The 19,072-nt window shown below is 47.8% G+C and carries 18 protein-coding genes and 1 pseudogene; 7 read left to right on the forward strand and 12 right to left on the reverse strand.

Annotation, left to right across the window (positions count from 1 at the left end):
* Nucleotides 1-36: 36 nt before the first annotated feature.
* On the reverse strand, nucleotides 37-624 hold the full coding sequence (locus tag RN22_RS04065) for a TetR/AcrR family transcriptional regulator (RefSeq protein WP_046303190.1): 588 nt from the start codon (nucleotides 622-624) through the stop codon (nucleotides 37-39).
* Nucleotides 625-784: 160 nt separating this feature from the next.
* On the opposite strand from RN22_RS04065, the gene RN22_RS04070 reads away from it, so the two are divergent.
* The 6 genes and pseudogenes from RN22_RS04070 to RN22_RS25100 all read left to right on the forward strand — a co-directional run bounded on the left by RN22_RS04070 (nucleotide 785) and on the right by RN22_RS25100 (nucleotide 4,712).
* Nucleotides 785-1,840 (forward strand): Rieske 2Fe-2S domain-containing protein, encoded by a 1,056-nt coding sequence (locus RN22_RS04070; protein ID WP_046303191.1) that lies wholly within the window; start codon nucleotides 785-787, stop codon nucleotides 1,838-1,840.
* Nucleotides 1,841-1,905: 65 nt separating this feature from the next.
* A pseudogene (locus RN22_RS25610) lies at nucleotides 1,906-2,202 on the forward strand (FAD-binding oxidoreductase); the annotation flags it as partial.
* Between the two features lie 48 nt (nucleotides 2,203-2,250).
* Nucleotides 2,251-3,027: a flavin reductase family protein gene (locus tag RN22_RS04075; RefSeq protein ID WP_231590841.1), complete on the forward strand. Its 777-nt coding sequence runs from the start codon at nucleotides 2,251-2,253 to the stop codon at nucleotides 3,025-3,027.
* Nucleotides 3,028-3,057: 30 nt separating this feature from the next.
* Nucleotides 3,058-4,050, forward strand: coding sequence for a xylose isomerase (locus RN22_RS04080; protein WP_046303192.1), 993 nt, complete (start codon nucleotides 3,058-3,060; stop codon nucleotides 4,048-4,050).
* Nucleotides 4,051-4,217: 167 nt separating this feature from the next.
* Nucleotides 4,218-4,388, forward strand: coding sequence for an epoxide hydrolase N-terminal domain-containing protein (locus RN22_RS25615; RefSeq protein ID WP_197076244.1), 171 nt, complete (start codon nucleotides 4,218-4,220; stop codon nucleotides 4,386-4,388).
* Nucleotides 4,389-4,397: 9 nt separating this feature from the next.
* Complete coding sequence (locus RN22_RS25100) at nucleotides 4,398-4,712, forward strand: alpha/beta fold hydrolase (protein WP_197076245.1); 315 nt, start codon at nucleotides 4,398-4,400, stop codon at nucleotides 4,710-4,712.
* A 169-nt stretch (nucleotides 4,713-4,881) separates the two neighbouring features.
* Here RN22_RS25100 and RN22_RS04090 read toward each other — a convergent pair whose 3' ends face one another.
* The 3 genes from RN22_RS04090 to RN22_RS04100 form a co-directional block, all read right to left on the reverse strand.
* Nucleotides 4,882-6,210: an outer membrane beta-barrel protein gene (locus RN22_RS04090; protein WP_231590842.1), complete on the reverse strand. Its 1,329-nt coding sequence runs from the start codon at nucleotides 6,208-6,210 to the stop codon at nucleotides 4,882-4,884.
* 214 nt (nucleotides 6,211-6,424) lie between these two features.
* Entirely contained in the window at nucleotides 6,425-7,444 is a 1,020-nt protein-coding gene (locus tag RN22_RS04095) for a phenylacetaldoxime dehydratase family protein (RefSeq protein ID WP_046303194.1), read from the reverse strand.
* Nucleotides 7,445-7,499: 55 nt separating this feature from the next.
* Nucleotides 7,500-8,564 carry a carbon-nitrogen hydrolase family protein gene (locus tag RN22_RS04100; protein WP_046303195.1) on the reverse strand — a complete coding sequence of 355 codons (1,065 nt, stop codon included), beginning with the start codon at nucleotides 8,562-8,564 and terminating at the stop codon, nucleotides 7,500-7,502.
* A gap of 255 nt (nucleotides 8,565-8,819) precedes the next feature.
* Here RN22_RS04100 and RN22_RS04105 point away from each other — a divergent pair, with 255 nt between their 5' ends.
* Nucleotides 8,820-9,791 carry a helix-turn-helix domain-containing protein gene (locus RN22_RS04105; protein ID WP_046303196.1) on the forward strand — a complete coding sequence of 324 codons (972 nt, stop codon included), beginning with the start codon at nucleotides 8,820-8,822 and terminating at the stop codon, nucleotides 9,789-9,791.
* A gap of 184 nt (nucleotides 9,792-9,975) precedes the next feature.
* Here RN22_RS04105 and RN22_RS04110 read toward each other — a convergent pair whose 3' ends face one another.
* The 8 genes from RN22_RS04110 to xsc form a co-directional block, all read right to left on the reverse strand.
* Nucleotides 9,976-10,773 carry an FRG domain-containing protein gene (locus tag RN22_RS04110; RefSeq protein ID WP_046303197.1) on the reverse strand — a complete coding sequence of 266 codons (798 nt, stop codon included), beginning with the start codon at nucleotides 10,771-10,773 and terminating at the stop codon, nucleotides 9,976-9,978.
* Nucleotides 10,770-11,801 (reverse strand): phosphate acetyltransferase, encoded by a 1,032-nt coding sequence (gene pta / locus RN22_RS04115; protein ID WP_046303198.1) that lies wholly within the window; start codon nucleotides 11,799-11,801, stop codon nucleotides 10,770-10,772. Before pta ends, RN22_RS04110 begins: the two co-directional genes overlap by 4 nt.
* Nucleotides 11,802-11,899: 98 nt before the next feature.
* Nucleotides 11,900-13,240 carry a TRAP transporter large permease gene (locus RN22_RS04120; protein ID WP_046303199.1) on the reverse strand — a complete coding sequence of 447 codons (1,341 nt, stop codon included), beginning with the start codon at nucleotides 13,238-13,240 and terminating at the stop codon, nucleotides 11,900-11,902.
* Nucleotides 13,241-13,279: 39 nt separating this feature from the next.
* A complete protein-coding gene (locus tag RN22_RS04125) occupies nucleotides 13,280-13,831 on the reverse strand; it encodes a TRAP transporter small permease (RefSeq protein ID WP_046303200.1) in 552 nt (183 codons plus the stop codon).
* 84 nt (nucleotides 13,832-13,915) lie between these two features.
* Complete coding sequence (locus tag RN22_RS04130) at nucleotides 13,916-14,914, reverse strand: TRAP transporter substrate-binding protein (RefSeq protein WP_002538703.1); 999 nt, start codon at nucleotides 14,912-14,914, stop codon at nucleotides 13,916-13,918.
* A gap of 219 nt (nucleotides 14,915-15,133) precedes the next feature.
* Entirely contained in the window at nucleotides 15,134-16,585 is a 1,452-nt protein-coding gene (locus RN22_RS04135; RefSeq protein ID WP_046303201.1) for an FAD-dependent oxidoreductase, read from the reverse strand.
* A 30-nt stretch (nucleotides 16,586-16,615) separates the two neighbouring features.
* The gene (locus RN22_RS04140; protein WP_046303202.1) at nucleotides 16,616-17,047 is read right to left on the reverse strand and encodes a nuclear transport factor 2 family protein; all 432 of its coding nucleotides are present in this window, start codon (nucleotides 17,045-17,047) and stop codon (nucleotides 16,616-16,618) included.
* A 152-nt stretch (nucleotides 17,048-17,199) separates the two neighbouring features.
* The gene (gene xsc / locus RN22_RS04145) at nucleotides 17,200-19,011 is read right to left on the reverse strand and encodes a sulfoacetaldehyde acetyltransferase (protein WP_046303203.1); all 1,812 of its coding nucleotides are present in this window, start codon (nucleotides 19,009-19,011) and stop codon (nucleotides 17,200-17,202) included.
* Nucleotides 19,012-19,072: the final 61 nt, after the last annotated feature.

Below are 19,072 nucleotides of genomic sequence, written 5' to 3' on the forward strand. Positions count from 1 at the left end.
CTAAAGATGAACCACTGCGTTTGATCGAAATAAACGTCATTTTCTCATCAAGGTTGTCAGGACCTCATTCGCCAACCTCTCAGCAAACGACGCATCCAGCGATGAGTGGTGGGAAAATGCCCGGAAGTATATCGGGCCCGCATAAAGGTCAATAATAAAATCCATATCCAGGTCCGAGCGAAAATACCCGCTTTCCTGCCCTCGTTTGATAATTTCACTGGCATGCCCACGTCTTGGAAGCAAATAAACGTTTTGGAATTTAGCCATCAAAACCGGGTCACTTTGTGCTCTTCCCAGTATCTCCGCAATGACCCGTCCGACACGGGAATTAACGAAATTACACAGCAAGACAATATATTCACGGAGCTGTTTAGGCGGTTCAGACAATTGGGGTGATGGTACATTTTCACTGACAGCATCAAGAAAAGCATCAATCACAATATCTTCCACAGAAGACCAACGTCGATATACCGCCGGTCGGGTTGTCTCTGCCCGCCTAGCAATTTCATTGATGGTTAAATCAGCCAACGGTTGCTCCGCTAAAAGATCCCAGGTTGCTTTTTTTATTTGCGCATTTAATTGGTCATTTCGCGGTCGTCCCGTTTGCAATGGTTTTTTTTTCACGCTCTCGCCTTTCGGGTTTCTGTATGAACACTGAGTCAAGTACTTATAACAAACCTATTGCTTTCATACAATACACAGTGTTATGATACATAAAGTAACGTTACACACTGTAACTTTATTGTAACCTGTTCGGGCAATATGGCACAAAAGGAAAAGATGCATGAACAACCATTTTCTGGACAATGAAACATGGCGATACTTTTGGCACCCGGTCTGCACGATAGACGAGTTAAATCAATCTGATTGCGGACGAGGAAAACTCCTGCGTGCGGAATTACTCGGGCAGGAACTGGTCATCGCAAAACTCGACAATGGTGTTGTTGCGTTAGCAAATCGTTGTCCACATCGCTCTGCCAAGCTTCATCTAGGCTGGAATTGCGGCAATGCTATTCAATGCGCATATCATGGTTGGAAGTATGGCCATGATGGCACCTGTACTGAAATACCAGCCCTTCCCAATGGCCCGATACCACCCAATGCCAAGACAAAGGCATTCGACTGTGAAGTGCGATACGATTTGGTCTGGGTCAGGCTCGACAACACGATCAATACTGAGATCCCCGCGCATCTCGCTTTTGATGACCCATCATTTACCTGCACGATGGGCACGCCATACACATGGAAAACCCACTCAGCGCGAAGGGTAGAAAATTACACAGACCTCGCGCACTTTCCTTTTGTTCACCCTGAAACGCTGGGTAATCCTGACTTTGTCACCTTCCTGATCCCCGATATCGATTTGCAACGCCATGGTCGAATGCGCTTTAAATATGAACCTCCCGAAGGAGGCAGAAATGGAATGGATGCGGCAGGAAACCTCGCTCCACTGATCCACACCGATTACACCATCCAGTTACCTTTCGGTGTCACACTCGACCAGCCTCTTGCTAATGGCACACGCACAATTATGTGGATGTGGGCAACACCGATTGATAACAGGCATTGCCGCACGTTTTGGTTCTGCTGCAGTAACACCAAAGCGCCCTTTGATCCTGCCGTACCTATCGCGACACAAATGGCCATTCTCGAAGAAGATATTGGCCCCGTTGAAAGCCAAGAACCAGAACAGATTCCGCATCCCCGTGATGAGATTGCCATCGCTGCAGATAAAGTCTCACTGACATACCGCCGTTTACTCTTTGAACTATGTAAGGCTAAAGCAGCCGGCCAAGAGGCTGTTACTGCCTTTCTGGCCTCTGAAAGAACCAATATCTGACCCATATCTTTGAGTACAACGTGGAGTGTTTGATGAACCAGCACAACAGAAAAAATAAGGGAGTAATGACGCTCGAATGTGTCGATATCGCATCTGAAACCCATGATGTTAAAAGCTTCTACTTTCGTATCGTGTCAGATGAACAAGGCCCCCCACTCCTTTGGCCACATCGGCCAGGACAGTTTGTTACGCTAAGGCTTTGGTATAAAGGCACCTTGATTCCACGTTCTTACACAGTTTCATCACCGCCGACTCGCCCTTCGCTACTTTCGCTAACCATAAAGCGTGATCCTGCAGGATTAGTCTCAAGGTTCATGCACGACAGGCTCAGCATTGGCGATAGGCTCAGTTGCACGAGCCCAGGGGGAAACTTTGACCTTTACTCGATAAAGCCAAGAAGAAAGATCGTCATGTTGACAGGTGGAGCGGGGATCACACCAGCAATGAGCATGCTCCGTTATCTCTATGACATGAGGGCAACTGAAAATGAAGTCATCTTTATCCATTCTGCCCGCACCCCCGATGACATTATTTTCCGTGATGAAACACTGCTGATGTCAAAGCAAAGTCACACCAAGGTACACTATGTCTGTGCGCAACACGCTGAGCCGGGTATGGAAAACGGTTTTCTATCAAAGGAGATACTTCAACGTATTGTCCCCGACATTCATGATTCTACCATCCTCACTTGCGGGCCCACCCCATATATGGATGCTGTAAAAAGTATGCTCAATGAGATTGGGGTCGATATGAACAATTACCACGAGGAAAGCTTTGGCGACCCGTCGAAGCGTTTCAACCCAGGGGGTGCGACACCAAAAACACTCGATCTAGGGTGTTCGGAGTCTACAACAAAAAGCGATAGCCCACGTTTTCATGAAGACAACGCAACAAGCGAAATACCTGACCTCGCCGCAGACACCGAAGACTGCACCGTCCGTTTTTCTATCAGTAATCAAACATTGACGTATTCACCTCAAGAGACCCTTTTGCAAGTCGCTACCCGCGCAGGCATAGCTGTAGCAACAAATTGCCAGATGGGGCTTTGCGGCACATGCAAAGCAAAGTGTACCGCTGGAAACGTGGTGATGGATACCACTGAAGGTCTTACCGACGAGGACATGAGCAATGGGTATGTGCTCACCTGTGTAGGCAGAGCAAATGGGTTGATTGATCTCGAACTTTAATCGTTTTTTCAGTATTCATTAAGGAACAAAATGGACGGAATATCGCTTGGCTGCAACGGCCGTGGACTTATGCATACCAAAGAACTGCCCTTGAACGATCAATTTCGCCTTATTCGAGACAGTGGAGTCTTCGACCATTTTGATCGCATACCTCAACCTGGGCAGGAAAGAGAATACGTTGAAGCATCAAACCGATTCGGCATACCGCTGACTACCGGACTGTGGACTTACCAGATTGGCCGTGACGAAAAACTGGTAGAACACAATTTACAATGGGCTGCAAAAGCAGGTGCAAAGTGTCACAACCTCATGATTTCCACCCGCCATGCTGCCGGGCATGTGGTCAGAGATGATGAAGTGGTTGCGTTTTATTTACGCGCCTATGAGGCCGGAGAACGGCTTGGTATCACGATATCCATTGAAGTACATATCTATATGTTTACCGAAGACTTTCGCCGAATAACACCGATAGCAAATCTGATTCGGTCACGAGGCGTTCCCTTTAACTTTGTACTCGACCACAGCCACGTCTTACTGAAAATGGAAAACCCCGAAGAACAGGATGTCAGCGGCATACGTGAAGATGTTGAACTCGGTCGTCTAGTATTAGACCCCTTTGATGACGACAACATTATTGACGAATGGATTCATCAGAATATGGTGGTATGGCTTCAGGTGCGTCCTGTTGCTCCAAATGGACCCAAAAACAATGCTCAAATAGGGCCTGGCGGTCGCTGGGGTAGAGCCTGCCAGTATCCGTTCAAAAAGCCGCTAAAAGGAGAATGGGACCATTTTTGGCATGCTTACAAAGTGGAACCTTGTAAGGAAGTGGTTCGTAAAGTATTCCAATATCATCAGAGTACGCCAACAAGTCCGCTTAGGTGGATAACGACAGACATGATTGATATGCCAGACTATGGCGGAGGGACACGCTACTCCCTGTTTGAGCAAAATGTGGCAATCGCTGAGTGGCTGCGTTCAACGTGGTCTTCCTTTATTCCCAAAAAACCTGCAGATGCATGATGCACAGAGGTAGACAGGTGCTCTGAGTCGCGGCGTTCCTTTGCAGGTAAAGCCATCTCCGCCAAAAAGGAACAACAAAGAGCACCACCCTGATGCTGTCCCTTCTATACCCAGAACGGTCTCTCGTTTGCAAAAATTACTTCTGGCTTAATAACAACATGGAATATATGAAAGAGCTTTGCGATTATTGGGTGAACGAGTTCGATTGGAGAAAACAAGAAGCCAAACTCAACCGATATACTCAATTCACTGTTCCTGTGGACGGCATCAACCTGCAGTACATCATAGAGAAGGGGAGCGGCCGAACACCTACACCTCTTCTTTTAAGCCATGGCTAGCCTAGCTAAGTGACTGAATTAAATCATTTAATTGGGCCTCTTTCACACCCGGAACGCTTCGGCGGAAACATTAAAGATGCCTTTGACGTAATTGTGCCCTCACTACCGGACTTTGGATTCTCAGGTCGCCCACCTCGTCCCTATAAACCACGTAAGATAGATACCATTTGGCTAAATGGCTACGGATTCCCCCGTTTTCGAGGTGGTCCAATGTATTACGCTAAAGCAGCAGAAATAAGTAACACGATTGAAAGTATCAATTATCTTTACCGTGAAACAAATAAAGCATGGTGGCAACCTTCTGAGAAATTAGAAACTATTTAAATTCATCTTACGCACTAATAACTCCATTTTCCCCGCATTAATTTGCGGGATTTTTTATACCTAAAAAAAGACCTTAACTAATGTTAAGGCCAAATACTAGGAGTGTATTAACGTACCAAGTGCTAAGGATTAATCAGTAAAAGCTCTCCTATATTTTAAAACGGAAGGCTTAGAAATAAGCAACCGCATTGAGCAGTGCGATAAATTGATCGTCTGATGTACCACCAGCAAACAGCCCCGCACCATTGCCTTTATAGGTGTCATAGCGAAGTTCAGGACGGATCTTGAAGTGTTGATTCACACTCCAGTCGAGATTTGTCGTCACGGAGTAAACGTCACCACCTGTTGCACCGACTGAACTCCACAGCACATTCGCTGCATTCTCATCATCAAACCATTCGGCACGGGCTGCGAAGAAGAGGTTATCGTCCAGTTTATATCTCGCGCCCAGATTCAACCCCATCCAGTCACTGTCTTTAGTGATAAATACAGGTGCCGCTGCTACATCGCCACCTTCCTGAAAGCCATAAACAAACTCTGCGGCCAACTGCAGGTCTGGATTGACAGTTTGGATCAGCGTGGTAGAAGAGTGAAAACGGTCGAGCTTCTCATCGGTAGAGCTAACAGCAATGTAGGGTGAACCGCCTTTGGCAGCGCCAAATGCATCGCCTTCGCCATCACCGTAGATAAACTCGAAATCTAACCAGGTTGCTAAATCCGGGCTACGCCAGCGCGCTGCACCGATAAAGGTTGGACGCTTTTCATCCCAATTATTCCAGCCCGCCACCAGACCGGCATCAAAGCTCAAAAGCCCAAAGTCTTCCTCCGTCGGTACTTTGATGCTGGCAAGCGCACCAACGTGTTTTGAAGGGCCATGTTGCGTGGCGTAAGTGTGCGTGACAAACCAGTTGGGCGGCGTAAAAGGAGCACCGACTTCATTGCCGATGAAAGTGAAGAAGCTACCTACCATCAATGTCATACCATCTAATACTGGCAAGTACGCATCAATGTAAAACTGCGGAATGGCGAGTTTGTTGTCGTCATCGTTATCGAAGGTGTAGTCGTCAATGCCTGCAGTACGGAAAAACTGAATGTCCTGGCCGTACATAGCTGTCACGTTGAAATCAATACGCGCTTCACCAACCGGACCTGGGAATGGTCCTACCCGACTCAAGACGTTCTGAGCCGGTGCAAAAGCACCAGTCGGCAAACAACCCATGCCCTTACACAACATTAAGCCGATTTGGTTTAGGCCTACACCGTCTTTCTGGTTTAAAAAGGCACCGTTGCTGATATTGCCATCGCCAATCGTGTCTGAAGCATGAAGTGCCGTCGCTTCTGCCCAGCCTGCGATAGTGATTTCATATTCATCTAGAGCGTTGTTTGTCGCTGCACGAAACAGCGAGCCTCCTGCAGGTTCAGCATTCGCTAATCCCACTGTAGGTACCATTAATGCCAAAGAGACTGAAAGTCCCAATATATTCCTTGTTAATCTCATACTGCTTTCCTTTGATGGTTTAATTATCACATCTAGCGGTGATAACTTTCCTTGATTTTTAAATTAATTTATTAGCCAACTAAAAGAACAAATAGACGAAACCTGTCCCCGTAAAAACGGAGATTCATGGGATTTTTTATTATTTAAATAGAGTGGACACTGGAGCCTAGTTGGACAATCCTCAAAATTAAGGAGAATTGTCCAACTTATACATCTATGACAATTTAACGCCTGCTAATAAACCCGTTCCTTCAGTACAATTAATATATTCCCCATACTGAGAGCCAGCTGGTAATACTGATACTTCGTGCCAAAGTTGTAGCTGAAGGTCAGGTCCATACTTGGGTGCAATTTCAAGGAAAGTATTAAATATCGCCACATGAGTAGGATGGCTTTCAGACCATGCCTCTAAGTCTGACATCGTGCGGAAGAAGGCAAGACCAAACGTGCACTCCTGCTTGCCTTTAAAGGGCATAAACTGCGTCATATAACGGCAGCTATAACAATTGACCTCATCACCTTCATCACGCAGGAAATTCATACCCGCTTTAAGCACCGGTTCAATTTGATTTAGGTACTCTTCCCTTTGGGTTCCTGTAGTGTGACTCCAATCCTGACCAGATCGGATAATGCAAAGGTTCTCATGTGCACGAACCACAACACGATTTCCCTGTTGTTCAATCACTTCCAAAGTCTGATGCGCTTCAAAAGGGTTTTCAGCCGAGAGCGGAATACGATCCCGCATCCCCCCCCAATAGCCATGACGTTCAATCGGGCCTTCGATGTCCTTGCGTATCTGACTAAAGCCATGGTTGTGTACCGGGCCAGAGAACAGGGTCTCAAGGCGTTCAAAAGGTACATTGAACACCTCCCTGAAAATCCCAAACCCCCACTTGTCATCCGAATATAACTCCCAGAATAAGGTCACAACATCGCTGTGCAGCCAATCTGCGCAGGCTTGCGCATCCATCCAATAGATAATCGCAATGGTTTGGCTGAGCCCATCTTTGTCTTCGCAGGTTGCAAAATCGCAAACATCCGCGTTTTTAGCGAGACCATTCAGTGCACCAACAAACTCGCTGATGTAAGCATCAGATTTATGCTGACACCCTATAATGCACATGCTGACGTCTTGTTGGTTTTCGGCAAATACCGAACTCCATGCTGGTACGGGTGGCTCCCAATCCGGTGGCATCTTCAGAGGCAGTTTTCTGTTGGTTGTATTATTCGCCATGGTGAGTACTCCTTGTGCTTATGGCTTCAAATTGGTGACATCGGTTTTCTAGGCCTTACCAAGGTTTAAGTCGGTGCAACAATGAAGAACGTTCACTCACAACTTCAACCGCTTCCTCCTGCCCCGTTGTTGCCAGCTCTGACATTGCCGTTTTTGACGCATCAAGGTCTGTTACTTCTACAACTGCACGTCGTTTTTCACGATCTATCAGTAAACGTGTAGCATCTTTCTTCGCATAGTGGCCCGCAGGGTCAGCGACAGCTTTGGCATAAGGGATCATGCTGAGGTCAATATCTGCAATCACTAAGCCCTCTTCCGTCTCTCCAATTTCAGAACCAATAGACTGCCCATCCGGCGCGTAGATTTTGGTGTAACCACCCCCGATCTGGCACATCGCCTCTTTTTCGGGATCACCCTGACAAAGCATTTCCTGCTGCGCTTTGCTCACCGTGGCACATGGCGCAATAACGTAACAGCCACCTTCCACGGCATATATCATGCTGGCTGCGTTGTTCACTACGTCGCCAAGGGCATGGGCCATTCCACGATAGAGGGAAAAATTCGGCCATGCCGCGCAATGGATCTGTTCATTCTGAGCGTACATCGCATACTTAGAGAGTGGCTGAAGATGTTCCCAACAGGAAAGCTGTCCAATGCGGCCAATTGACGTTTCCTTTACTGCCAGGTCGCTACCATCACCTTCACCAAACACAGTGCGTTCTACGTGGGTAGGTTTGAGTTTTCTTCTACGGCTGATAATTTCGCCATCTTCGCCATAGTGCCACTGCGAGATATACAGGCTGCCGCCGTCACGCTCACTCACACCGATTGAAACCTGAATATTGTTTCGACGAGCCGCCTCAGCAATGGCTTTGTCTTCCTCGCTGCCCACTTCAATGCTGCTGTCAAAATAACGCCCTACAAATTGCATCTGCCATGCAACTGGGCCTAACCAGATATGATTGGGATAACCTGGAAGCCAGGTTTCCGGGAAGACCACCAACTTGCACCCTTTGGAAGCGGCTTCATCGATATACGCTTCGGCTCGCTGTATCCCTTCTGCGAGATTTAAAAAAGATGGTGCTGCCTGTACCGCAGCCACTTTAAATACTTCCGACATCGCGCGTTCTCCTTCTTCGCGTGTAGTAATTTGGTTTTGGCCACCCACTCATAAGTGATGTCTGGCAAATGATGAAAACCAGAGCTTTACGGCGGGCTTCTAAAACACTAAGAGGCGAACGGGAGGATTGCTTGCGTAAGAAGGCGGCCTTAGTTGTCGTAAAAGGCAGCGGTCAAGCCGACTCACATTTGAGACAGTGTCAATTTTGCATTTGGTGTTACAACATAAAGGTAGGGTTTAAAAGAGAGCACACGGATGAGTAGTACCGTCAAAAGGTTTACCTATGACACAAGCCATTGCCAACCTGGCGAAAAATTCGCTTTTTGGCGGGAGTCGGTGTGTGATGCTTATGTCAACTTAGGTTGCGAAGCTCTATCTCGTAAAGACTTTAAAGGAAGAATTGAACTCTCCAAACATGACGTTATTGACCTTTCCTTTGTGTCTGGGTCGAAACACAAGGTCATCAGGCGTGCGGAAGACATTGGGCGCACATCAGAAGCCGAATTCCTGTTAAGTATTCAACTTAATAACCGTTCTGTTATCGAACAATGTGGCCGTGCGGCTCCACTATCCCGCTACGATTTTACTCTGTATAGCAGTACAGAAACTTACTCCATTGACCTCGAAGAAGACTTCAAACAGTTAGTCATCAAGTTTCCAAAGAAGGCACTATTAAGCCGGCTCCCTGACGCCAATATGCTCACGGCAATTCCCGTCAACGGGACATCTCAACTAGGCAGTTTAGTGGCAACGACGGCGTTAAATATTTCTTCGCTTATCGACAGCCAAACCACGGACTGTAAACTCCTGTTGCAAGAGACATTGATAGATTTGATCGCCACGTCATTAGCACCACTCCGAGGCTCTCGTCTCGAGTTGTCTCAGCCAGAGCAGCAACTGCTGATTCGCGCCAAGTCTTTTATTCTCATAAACCTGCAAGATGCCAGCCTTAACCGTGAAGACATTGCGAAAAGCCTAGGGTTGTCAGTACGTCGCCTTAGCGAAGTGTTTACGAAAAATGGAGAAACGGTATGTGGCTTTATCCGAGAGAGCAGAATGCAGAAAATCGCCAGTGATCTAGTGGACGAGCGCTTTCAAAAAACGGGGATCAGTGAAATCGCATTTAAATGGGGGCAGAACAATCTTCAACACTTCTCACGCTCCTTTCGGGATCAATTCGGTTGTTCACCAAGAGACTACAGGAGAACAATTCTCGATCCTAAGTAATCGGTATTTTGAAGCCTTTAATATTGCGAATAAAAAAGCCGCTAACTTTCATCAGCGGCTTTTTTGTTATTCGTCTGTTTACTGCTGATTAAGCAAAGCTTGCAGCTTGCGACGCGATAACGAACTCTTCATTGGTTGGGTTTCTATTCGTATGGTTCAATTTTGGACCGCTCAATACGACCCATCAATCAAAATCAAAGTCAGACACGTACTTTTTCTTAAATTGCTGCAAATTCTCAGCTGCCTCGCCCTGCATCTCAGCGCCAGCGAAACGGTTATCCATAGGCATCCAACCGTATGGGTTGTTGTCGTACATTAAGTTCACATGGCGACACAGACCGAACAGGTTGTTGTATATAGAGTGTTCATTGACCCCAAACTCATTAAGCTCTTGAATAATCTTAACTTTGAGATCTGGCATAATCGGAAGCTCAGTCAACGCAGCATGCATTCCTTCTTCCTCCTCCAACGCCGTGAATTGAGGGCGGCCCTGAATAAGGGTGGAGGCATGCACAGTTAGCCGTTTGTTTTTGTCTGCGGCTTTCCCGTAAACAGGCATGATGTGTGTTTGGGTAATAGCAAAAGGATCATCGTCCATACCCAGTTGTGGAATACTCTCCGTGTTCAGTACATAAACAAGAGGCTGAGATCCTGAACTATGACAGGCGTACCATAGCGCTTCGTAAGGATTAATCGTCCAGTCCAACAAACGGGTTTCCAAGCCGGCGTTGTGCGCTTTCATCAGTAAGTGGCATGTCGAAGGGTTATCAACATCGATATAGTCCCGGCCGTACTCCGCGATATGCGCGAGCATCTTGGCTTCCGTTTCTGAGGCTTTGGTATGACCGCGAGCCGCTTGGGGAAGCAATTTACAGCGGATATTTGGCTGACCTCGAAACAGCATGGTTTTGTTAGTTTCGGTGATATTTTCAACCGCTGCCGTAAAGCCAGACAGTGAGTCTATATAGTTAATATGATTCATAATTCCCTCGCATTGGAGTAGCCAACTGAGCTGTTTATCTCTTTTTGTACGACCGTCACCGCGATAACGTTAACAATGTCATCCACGCTGCAACCCCTCGATAAGTCATTCGCTGGTTTTGCCAAGCCTTGCAACAAAGGACCAATAGCAACCGCTCCTCCAACACGCTCAGCCAGCTTGTAGCAAATATTTCCTGCCTCCAGGTTAGGGAAAATAAGGACATTCGATTTCCCTTTTACGTTGGAGTTGGGCAGTTTCTTCTTCGCGATATCCGCGACAATCGCCGCATCCAATTGGATATCTTCATCGATAGCAATGTCCGGCAACTGCTGCTTTACCCGCTGAGATGCCCTGACGACTTTGCTAACCGATTCGTGCTGTGCACTGCCGCTGGTTGAAAAAGACAACATCGCGACTTTCGGTTCTTCCATGAGTAAGGTTTCTGCATTCTTCGCTGCTGCAATAGCAATGCTCGCAAGCTCTTCGTCGGAGGGATCAATTACCAGCCCACAGTCTGAAAAAATCAGCCCTCCTTTGAGGGTGTGGAAGGGCTGGCACAGCATCATAAGAAAGAAGCTCGACACAATCGTGCTGGTGCCATCCAATCCAATGATTTGTATTGCGCTACGAACCACATCTTTCGTTGTGTGCACTGCCCCAGCGACTGAGCCGTCTGCGAGTCCTTTGGCCACCATAAGGTTGGCAAAATTGAGTGGCTTAAGCGTCTCTTGCAACGCCTGCGTAGGCGTGATGCCTTTCTTTTCCCTAAGCGCGAGATACAACTCCGACAGAGAGGCGGTGAGCGGGCTGGATTGAGGCTCAATCACCTCAAAATCATCCAGTCGAACGTTAGCTTCGTCAGCGGCCAGTTGTAGTTTTTCTCTTTCACCAACCAAAACGACCTTTGCAATTCCGTCTTGTTGAGCCTGAGCGGCGGCGATGAGAATCCGTTTATCATCGCCTTCACATAGCACAATTTTTGAGTCCAACTTTTTCGCTTTCTCAATAATATTGTTTAGTGCTTTCATCACTTACTGCTCTCTTAACGTCACTTTTCAAAACCCAATATCCCTATGGGATTTCATCCGAATATCTCTAAACAAAGCTTTCGTTTGTCTACTCCTCTTTATGGGCCCACCAGCGAAGGAAGCCATAGGGTGAGTTGTGGGAAGAAAGCGATAACAAACACACCAAGCACCGAGGCAAAAACGAAGGGATGAATTCTTGAAGTAATTTGCTCGACGCTCGAACCGCCGATACCGGACGCGACAAAAATGTTCTCTCCCAATGGCGGCGTCGCAAAGCCAATGGATAAGGTACAAATCACCACGATGCCAACATGCGTTGGATCCGCGCCTAGCATGTACATGATGGGCAGAAGCACAGGCACAATGATCATTATCGCCGCCAGGGTTTCCATAAACATGCCGATAAAGAGCAGTAGCATGATGGTCAATGCCCAAACCAGATACATGTTGTCCGTGACACTCAATAGCGCATCAGCCACATGAACCGGAATTCGCTGCTCGATAAGAAGACGCCCGAAAACCGTGGCAGCGAAGAGAATCAAAAGAACCCGGCCGGTTATCCATGTTGTAGTGGTCAAAGACTTAAGCACATTCTTAAATTTCAGTTCTTTATGTAAAAAGAACCCCACAAACAGTGAGTAGAAAATCGCCACCACTGCCGACTCGGTTGGCGTGAAAATGCCACTATAGATCCCGCCCAGTATCAGAAATGGCGCAAGAATCGACCAAACACCCCGACGCAACGAGTGGTTGATGTCAGGAAGAGACCAGGACTCCATCAAGCCTTTGTAGCCACGACGTTTTGAGATGTAGTAGTTGGTCAATATCAGGGTTGTCGCCATGATCAGTCCGGGAACAACACCTGCTATAAACAATTTGGGGATGGAGACAGTATCAAACTCGCCATGCAGGGATATCGCTTCTGGCGGTGCCATCAACCCCATCGCAGAGATACCGAAGATGACAATAGGTATGGACGGAGGAATGATTATCCCTAAACCGCCGCTTGCGGCTGTCACCGCTGACGCGTAGCTCGCTTCATATTCGCGTTTCACCATTGCAGGAATCATCAGCATGCCCACTGCTGCCGTGGTCGCTGGCCCTGAACCGGATATCGCACCGAAGAAAAGACAGGCAAAAACCGTTGCAGCACCAAGTCCGCCTGTTACCGGGCCTGCCATGTTTTCTGCAATATCGACCAATCGGCGTGATATACCAGAGGCTTCCATCAAGGCTCCGGCCAAAACAAAAGATGGCAGTGCCATCAGTGGAAAGTTCCCGACAGACGTGAATGCGATTTGCACCAGTGCAATAGGGTTTTTATCCAAAATCAGGTAGGCCGCCATCGATGCGCCAGCCAAAGAAACGGTGATAGGTGCCCCAAGCACCAGCAGAACTAAAAAACCACCAAATAAAATGAGTGTTAAATAGGCTTCCATAAGGTTGAATCCCTTCTCGCTATCTTGTCACCGCCGGGCCTATGGCAGCTTGGGAATATCCATCTTTTTTTCGCTGAGCTTGCGGATCTCTTCTGCCTCTGGGTCATCGTGTTCAATGCCTTTTAAGCGATCGATAACATTCCATAGAATCCGTATCGACATCAGCAAAAACGCGATGGGCAGAATCATGTAGATGTACTTCATTGGGATACCGGTGGTTTGAGACTTCCAAAACAAGTTCATCTTGTTGAAAACAAAGTCATAACTCAGGTAAACAAAATACAGATTGAAAGCAATCCAGAGCAGATCGGCGATCGTCTCGCAGACGGTTTTTACGATGGGTGGAAAGTAGTTAAAGTGGAAAGAGACTCGGTTATGAGCAGACATTTTTGCTGCGACAACAGCACCTAAATAGGTAAACCAAACGAATAAATAGGTCGCGACTTCATCACCCCAAGGAATGGAGTATTGGAAAAACTGTCTAACCAAGATCTGCGTAAACAAAAGCGTGACAAATACCGCCAGAAACAAGCAGCAGATGTATTCTTCAATCCTGTTTAGGTGACGACGCACTGTTAACATTATCGACATGCTCTTACTCTCAACGTTCAGGCTTCAAGGGTGAGTTCAATAGCTAACCCGTCGGACACGTTCAGTGCCCGACGGGTATTTCGATTATCGACCGAGCTGTTTCAGTGCGTTATCCAGTTTTTCTTTACCACCAATACTGCTGTAGAACTTCGGCCAAACAACAGTTGTTACACTCTCAATCCATTCCTTCTCGTTATCAGCCGGTTCGGCGATTTCCATGCCTTTTGCTACCAGCTCTTTCTTGATGCGATCTTCGGTATCTTTAAGAAACTCAAAGCTATGTACCGTCGCTTCCTGACCCGCCTCTAAAATCGCCTTTTGCATTTCGGGTGATTGGTCCTGGAAGACCGACTCACTGATGATGAGAGGCTCCATCGAGAAGATGTAACGGATATTGGTCACGTACTTCTGTACTTCATTGAATTTCATGGCAGAAATAGTGATGTAAGGGTTGTCCTGACCATCAACCACACCTTGCTGGAGGCCGGTAAAGGTCTCTGACCACGCCATGGGTGTAGGGTTAATACCCAGCGCCTGATAGGAAGCAATCATGATTTCATTTCGGGGAACGCGGATCACCAGACCTTTGAGATCTTCAGGCGTTTTGACAGGGCGTTTAGAGTTGGTGAGAACGCGGAAACCTGAATACGCCCAACCAACAATTCTGACGCCTGCATCACGTATGGTGTTCTCTACTAGCTCTTTACCGATGTCGCCTTGCGTCAGCAGTCTCGCCTCTTCGGCTGACTGAATCACGTAAGGCATAGTCAACAGGCCAACAGTGGGAGAAAAAGGCGTCACGTTGTTGATGGCCAACACAGAGAAATCAAGCAAGCCGATAGCTGCATTGTTAACTGTGTCTTGCTCGGTACCTAACTGGCCATTGGGAAAGAGGTCAACCTTAGCTTTACCACCCGTTTTATCACTGAGTTTTTCAGCAAACGTTTTACCCAGTTCCCATTGTGTACCACCAGCAGCATCACCCAACGCCATTTTGAATGTTTGAGCGTATAACTGCGGAGTGGTCAGCGCCATGCTGAAAGCGGTGACAATAGCGAGGACGTTACTACGAATTAATTTCATGATCTTAACCTCTTTAATTAATGTATTGGTTCTGACTTTCCTCGGGTGCTAGCCACCCAATGCAGGCGGCAAAACGTTGCTCTAGATTTCGATGTTATTGTCCCAAACCAACTGAATTCTCCGTTTACAGCTGGTTTGGCGTCATGCTTGGCTCCATCAAGCAGGTGCGCTGCAGCGAGCGTCTATCAATTTCTGATTCGAATACATGCCCCTACATCACTAAAGCACTTCGTCTTTTAAGTGATACCAACGGTATAGGAATCGCTGCCCTAGCCGTCGAAACGGTGCAAAGTATTCGGATTCAACAAGCTCTCTCACATTTGGATAAGGCAACTTTGACTGGAAAATAGGAAGATTGAGGTCTTTGGTATCCTCCGCAATCCACTGCGCTAACCGTTTGCCAGCTTGCGCGGAGTACATCACGCCATTGCCGCCATAACCCAATGCGTAATAAAGGGTCTCAGATTCGTTTGGTTGGAAAATCCTCGGCATCATGTCATGGCTCACATCCACCCAACCCCACCACGAGTAGTCGATACCAATGCCTTGCAAAGCAGGGAATTTTCGAACCATATCCGTATAGAGCTTGTCCTCATACTTCTGTTTTGGCGCGTCAAAACCGGTAATGGCGCTACGCGATCCAATCTGTAGCCGGTTATCAGGAAGTAACCGGTAGTAATGCCGAAGAACACGGGTGTCTGTGATGATCTGCGTTGTTCTGAAATTGCACGCCTCAATTTCTGAGGGTGTTAAAGGCCGGGTTACCATGGAATTAGACAGTATGGGCAACAAGCGGTTTTTCAGCTGAGGATGCAGCGATTGAGAGGTATAGCCCCCCGTTGCGATGCCTACGCTTTGCGCTTTTACCGTGCCATGCGGTGTTTGAAGGTAGTGGATACCCTTTCGTGTTTCCCACCCGGTAACTGGGCTTGCAGGGTGCACTTTCACACCTAAAGCGCGTGCCTTCTTCAAATAACCAAAGGCCAGTTTGCCCGCATGTATGCCGATCCCCTCGGGTTCATGCAACGCCCCTGCTGCTTCCACATCGTTGACGTATTGTTCTTTTACGGTCTGGGCATCAAAGATTTGAGCATCATAATTAAACGTTTTACGAAGCAGTTGCGCCTCTTTGACTAGCCCTGGCATCACCTTCGCTCGGTGCGCAATATAGAGATGTCCACCCGGCTGGGGATCACAATCGATGTCTTTGATCAACGATTTGAACGTTTCCATGCCATCTACACACTCTTGATGCATGCGAAGCGCCGTATCTAACCCCCATCGCTCTATCCACTGTGAGCGCTTTAGCCGGCCAGAAGCGCATTGAGCCTGACCACCATTTCTGGTGCTGCAACCCCAACTGGTGCGGTTCGCCTCTAGAACAGTCGCTTTAATGCCATAGTTTTCTGCCAGAAAAATAGCAGCGGTCAGTCCGGTAAACCCCGAACCGACGATCACAACATCGGCATCAGTATCACCGGGCAGTGGGCCATCATCTTCCGGTGGCGCACCCGCTGTCCCAATCCAATATGAAGGAGAATAATCCCTACCCTTTCCTGGCGTCGCATCCACAAGGGGATCGTAGGCGGGGTCATAAGCATCAACTGCTGGCGTCGGGGAGCGTGAGAGCTCCTTTTCGACACCAGATATCTCTTGACTGGCTGATTCCATTGCTTGCTCCGATATCAATTGCTACAACAATCAAACCACTAAGGCAGGTCTGTCTTTGCGGAAGGCATTTTTCACTGCAATCTTGCCGTCACGGAGCGTAAACACATCCACCATGCGCGCTTCTATCCGACTGCCATCTGGTTTTGTTGCACAGAAAGTAGACTCAGTGATGGCTTTGCCCCCGGATAAAATCGTGTGCTCTGCATCTTTCCAACACACATCAGGAAAGGTTTTCCAAACTTGCTCAAATGCATCGCGGACGGCATCAAACCCTGAAATAGTCGTGCCTTGCAGTTCACTACCGGCTGCCGTAAGAAAAACGCAGTCATCCGTCATAAATGTCATCAGTGCTTCAACATCATGATCATTCCACGCTTTCGAAAACGCATCCAAAAAATCGGTGGTAATGGCATCTGGGTTTGCCTGAGTCATAGGGTTGTTCACGTTAAAACTCCTTTTCATCGTCGGTCAGCGCTTTAAGCTCAACCTTGTTATTTTTGAAATCTGTCTCGGGTTAATTTTTAAAAGAGGTCTGGCCGATCGCACTCAGCCAAACACTCACTCTTTATTTAAAGAATTTTCCTTCTCGGTGCTGTCGACTTCGCGACACGCGGTTAAACGTAGTCCTGATACTTTTCGAGGAAGCGAACAGGTGTAGACAGCGCATCACGGCGGAATGGGTCTCCCAGCTCCTGAGTACACATGATTTCAATCACGGTGGTTTTCCCTTCGTTCATTTGTTTGTCGATGGCTGCTTTGAGTGCCGGACCAACATCTTCCAAACGATCCACAGTGACGCCTTCTGCCCCCATAGCGCGTGCAATTTCTGCAAAGCTTTGGTTATCCAATTCGCCCGCCACAAATCGACGGTTGTAAAAATCAACCTGGTTCTTCTTCTCCGCGCCCCATTGGCGGTTATGGAATACCACTGCGGTGACTGGAATGTTGTGTCGTACACAGGTCATGGTTTCAACCAGGCTCATTCCCCACGCACCGTCACCGGCGTAAGAAATAGCGGGTCTGTCTGGTGCTGCCATTTTGGCGCCAATAATGGTTGGGAAAGCGTAACCACAGTTACCGAAGCTCATTGCCGCGAAGAAGCTGCGGGGCTTTTCGAATCTTAGGTAGCTGTTAGCAATGGAGTTGATGTTGCCAATGTCGGTAGAGACCATGACATCCTCAGGCATGGCTTTTTCAAGCTCACGCAGGACTTGGCGCGGGTGGAGGTATTCGCCACCGGAAAATGGCGTTTCATTCGCGTTTTGCTCAATCATATCGAGGCTGAAAGCGTCTTTTTCATGCGTCCACTCATCCAGCTCCTTTTCCCAGGCATCTTTTTCCTGTTTCATGATGCCAAGACGCGCTTCTTTATTGCTGTCACAAGCCAGCTCTCGGCTACTTAACCGTTCAGTCAGTGCCACCGCTGCCGCTTTCGCATCACCACAGATACCGACTGAAATTTTCTTCACCAATCCCAGCATTTTGTTGTCAGCGTCAATCTGAATGATTTTGGCGTTCTGCGGCCAATAATCGAGACCGTGTTGTGGCAAGGTGCCAAATGGACCCAGACGGGAACCCAACGCAATAACAACGTCTGCTTGCGCGATCAATTTCATCGCCGCTTTTGAGCCTTGGTAGCCCAATGGACCACACCATTGTGGGTGTGAAGCAGGGAAAGAGTCATTGTGCAGATAGCTGTTTACCACTGGCGCACCTAAACGCTCAGCAAGCGCTTTACACTCTTCTACAGCGTCAGCCATTACCACGCCGCCACCGGAAATGATCACAGGAAACTTGGCTTCAGCGAGAATATCAGCGGCCTCATTCAAACTTTTCTCACCGCCAGGACCACGGTCTAAACGGGCAGGTTTTGGAATTTCACAAGTGATTTCACCATAGAAATAGTCGCGCGGAATATTCAGTTGCGTTGGGCCCATTTCGCTCATGGCTCTGTCAAAGCAGCGTCCTGTGTACTCCGCCATTCTTGCTGGGTGAGTGACATGTCCTTGGTATTTAGTAAATTCCTGAAACATTGGCAGCTGATTACACTCTTGGAATCCGCCCAACCCCATGGTCATGGTTCCTGTTTCCGGTGTAATCATCACCACTGGGCTGTGTGCCCAGTAAGCTGCTGCTATCGCAGTCACACAATTACTGATTCCTGGGCCATTCTGTCCAATCACCACCCCATGATTCCCTGATACACGTGAGTAACCATCTGCCATGTGCGCTGCACCTTGCTCATGAACGACCGGGATCATTTGAATACCCGCAGGCGCGAAGATATCCATCGCATCCATGAATGCAGAGCCCATGATGCCAAACATCGTTGTGACGTTGTTTGCGACCAGTGTTTCCACGAATGCTTCTGATGGCGTCATCTTGGTTGGACCTTCAACAACAGTGCGCATCGATGATTCACTCATAACGTTCTCCTTGCTAAATTTCATATTATGGAATTAAATGTTTCGTTATACGGAATTTGAA

The organism is Grimontia sp. AD028, assembly GCF_000973155.1.
Taxonomy (GTDB): domain Bacteria; phylum Pseudomonadota; class Gammaproteobacteria; order Enterobacterales; family Vibrionaceae; genus Enterovibrio; species Enterovibrio indicus.

Coding starts and splice junctions, on each gene's coding strand:
- RN22_RS04070 (WP_046303191.1), top strand. CDS start 785: ATGAACAACCATTTTCTGGACAATGAAACATGGCGATACTTTTGGCAC.
- xsc (WP_046303203.1), bottom strand. CDS start 19,011: ATGAGTGAATCATCGATGCGCACTGTTGTTGAAGGTCCAACCAAGATG.
- RN22_RS04110 (WP_046303197.1), bottom strand. CDS start 10,773: ATGAATCATATTAACTATATAGACTCACTGTCTGGCTTTACGGCAGCG.
- RN22_RS25615 (WP_197076244.1), top strand. CDS start 4,218: ATGAAAGAGCTTTGCGATTATTGGGTGAACGAGTTCGATTGGAGAAAA.
- RN22_RS04125 (WP_046303200.1), bottom strand. CDS start 13,831: ATGTCGATAATGTTAACAGTGCGTCGTCACCTAAACAGGATTGAAGAA.
- RN22_RS04090 (WP_231590842.1), bottom strand. CDS start 6,210: ATGAGATTAACAAGGAATATATTGGGACTTTCAGTCTCTTTGGCATTA.
- RN22_RS04120 (WP_046303199.1), bottom strand. CDS start 13,240: ATGGAAGCCTATTTAACACTCATTTTATTTGGTGGTTTTTTAGTTCTG.
- RN22_RS04135 (WP_046303201.1), bottom strand. CDS start 16,585: ATGGAATCAGCCAGTCAAGAGATATCTGGTGTCGAAAAGGAGCTCTCA.
- RN22_RS04080 (WP_046303192.1), top strand. CDS start 3,058: ATGGACGGAATATCGCTTGGCTGCAACGGCCGTGGACTTATGCATACC.
- RN22_RS04140 (WP_046303202.1), bottom strand. CDS start 17,047: ATGAAAAGGAGTTTTAACGTGAACAACCCTATGACTCAGGCAAACCCA.
- RN22_RS04130 (WP_002538703.1), bottom strand. CDS start 14,914: ATGAAATTAATTCGTAGTAACGTCCTCGCTATTGTCACCGCTTTCAGC.
- pta (WP_046303198.1), bottom strand. CDS start 11,801: ATGAAAGCACTAAACAATATTATTGAGAAAGCGAAAAAGTTGGACTCA.
- RN22_RS04095 (WP_046303194.1), bottom strand. CDS start 7,444: ATGGCGAATAATACAACCAACAGAAAACTGCCTCTGAAGATGCCACCG.
- RN22_RS04105 (WP_046303196.1), top strand. CDS start 8,820: ATGAGTAGTACCGTCAAAAGGTTTACCTATGACACAAGCCATTGCCAA.
- RN22_RS04075 (WP_231590841.1), top strand. CDS start 2,251: ATGTTGACAGGTGGAGCGGGGATCACACCAGCAATGAGCATGCTCCGT.
- RN22_RS04100 (WP_046303195.1), bottom strand. CDS start 8,564: ATGTCGGAAGTATTTAAAGTGGCTGCGGTACAGGCAGCACCATCTTTT.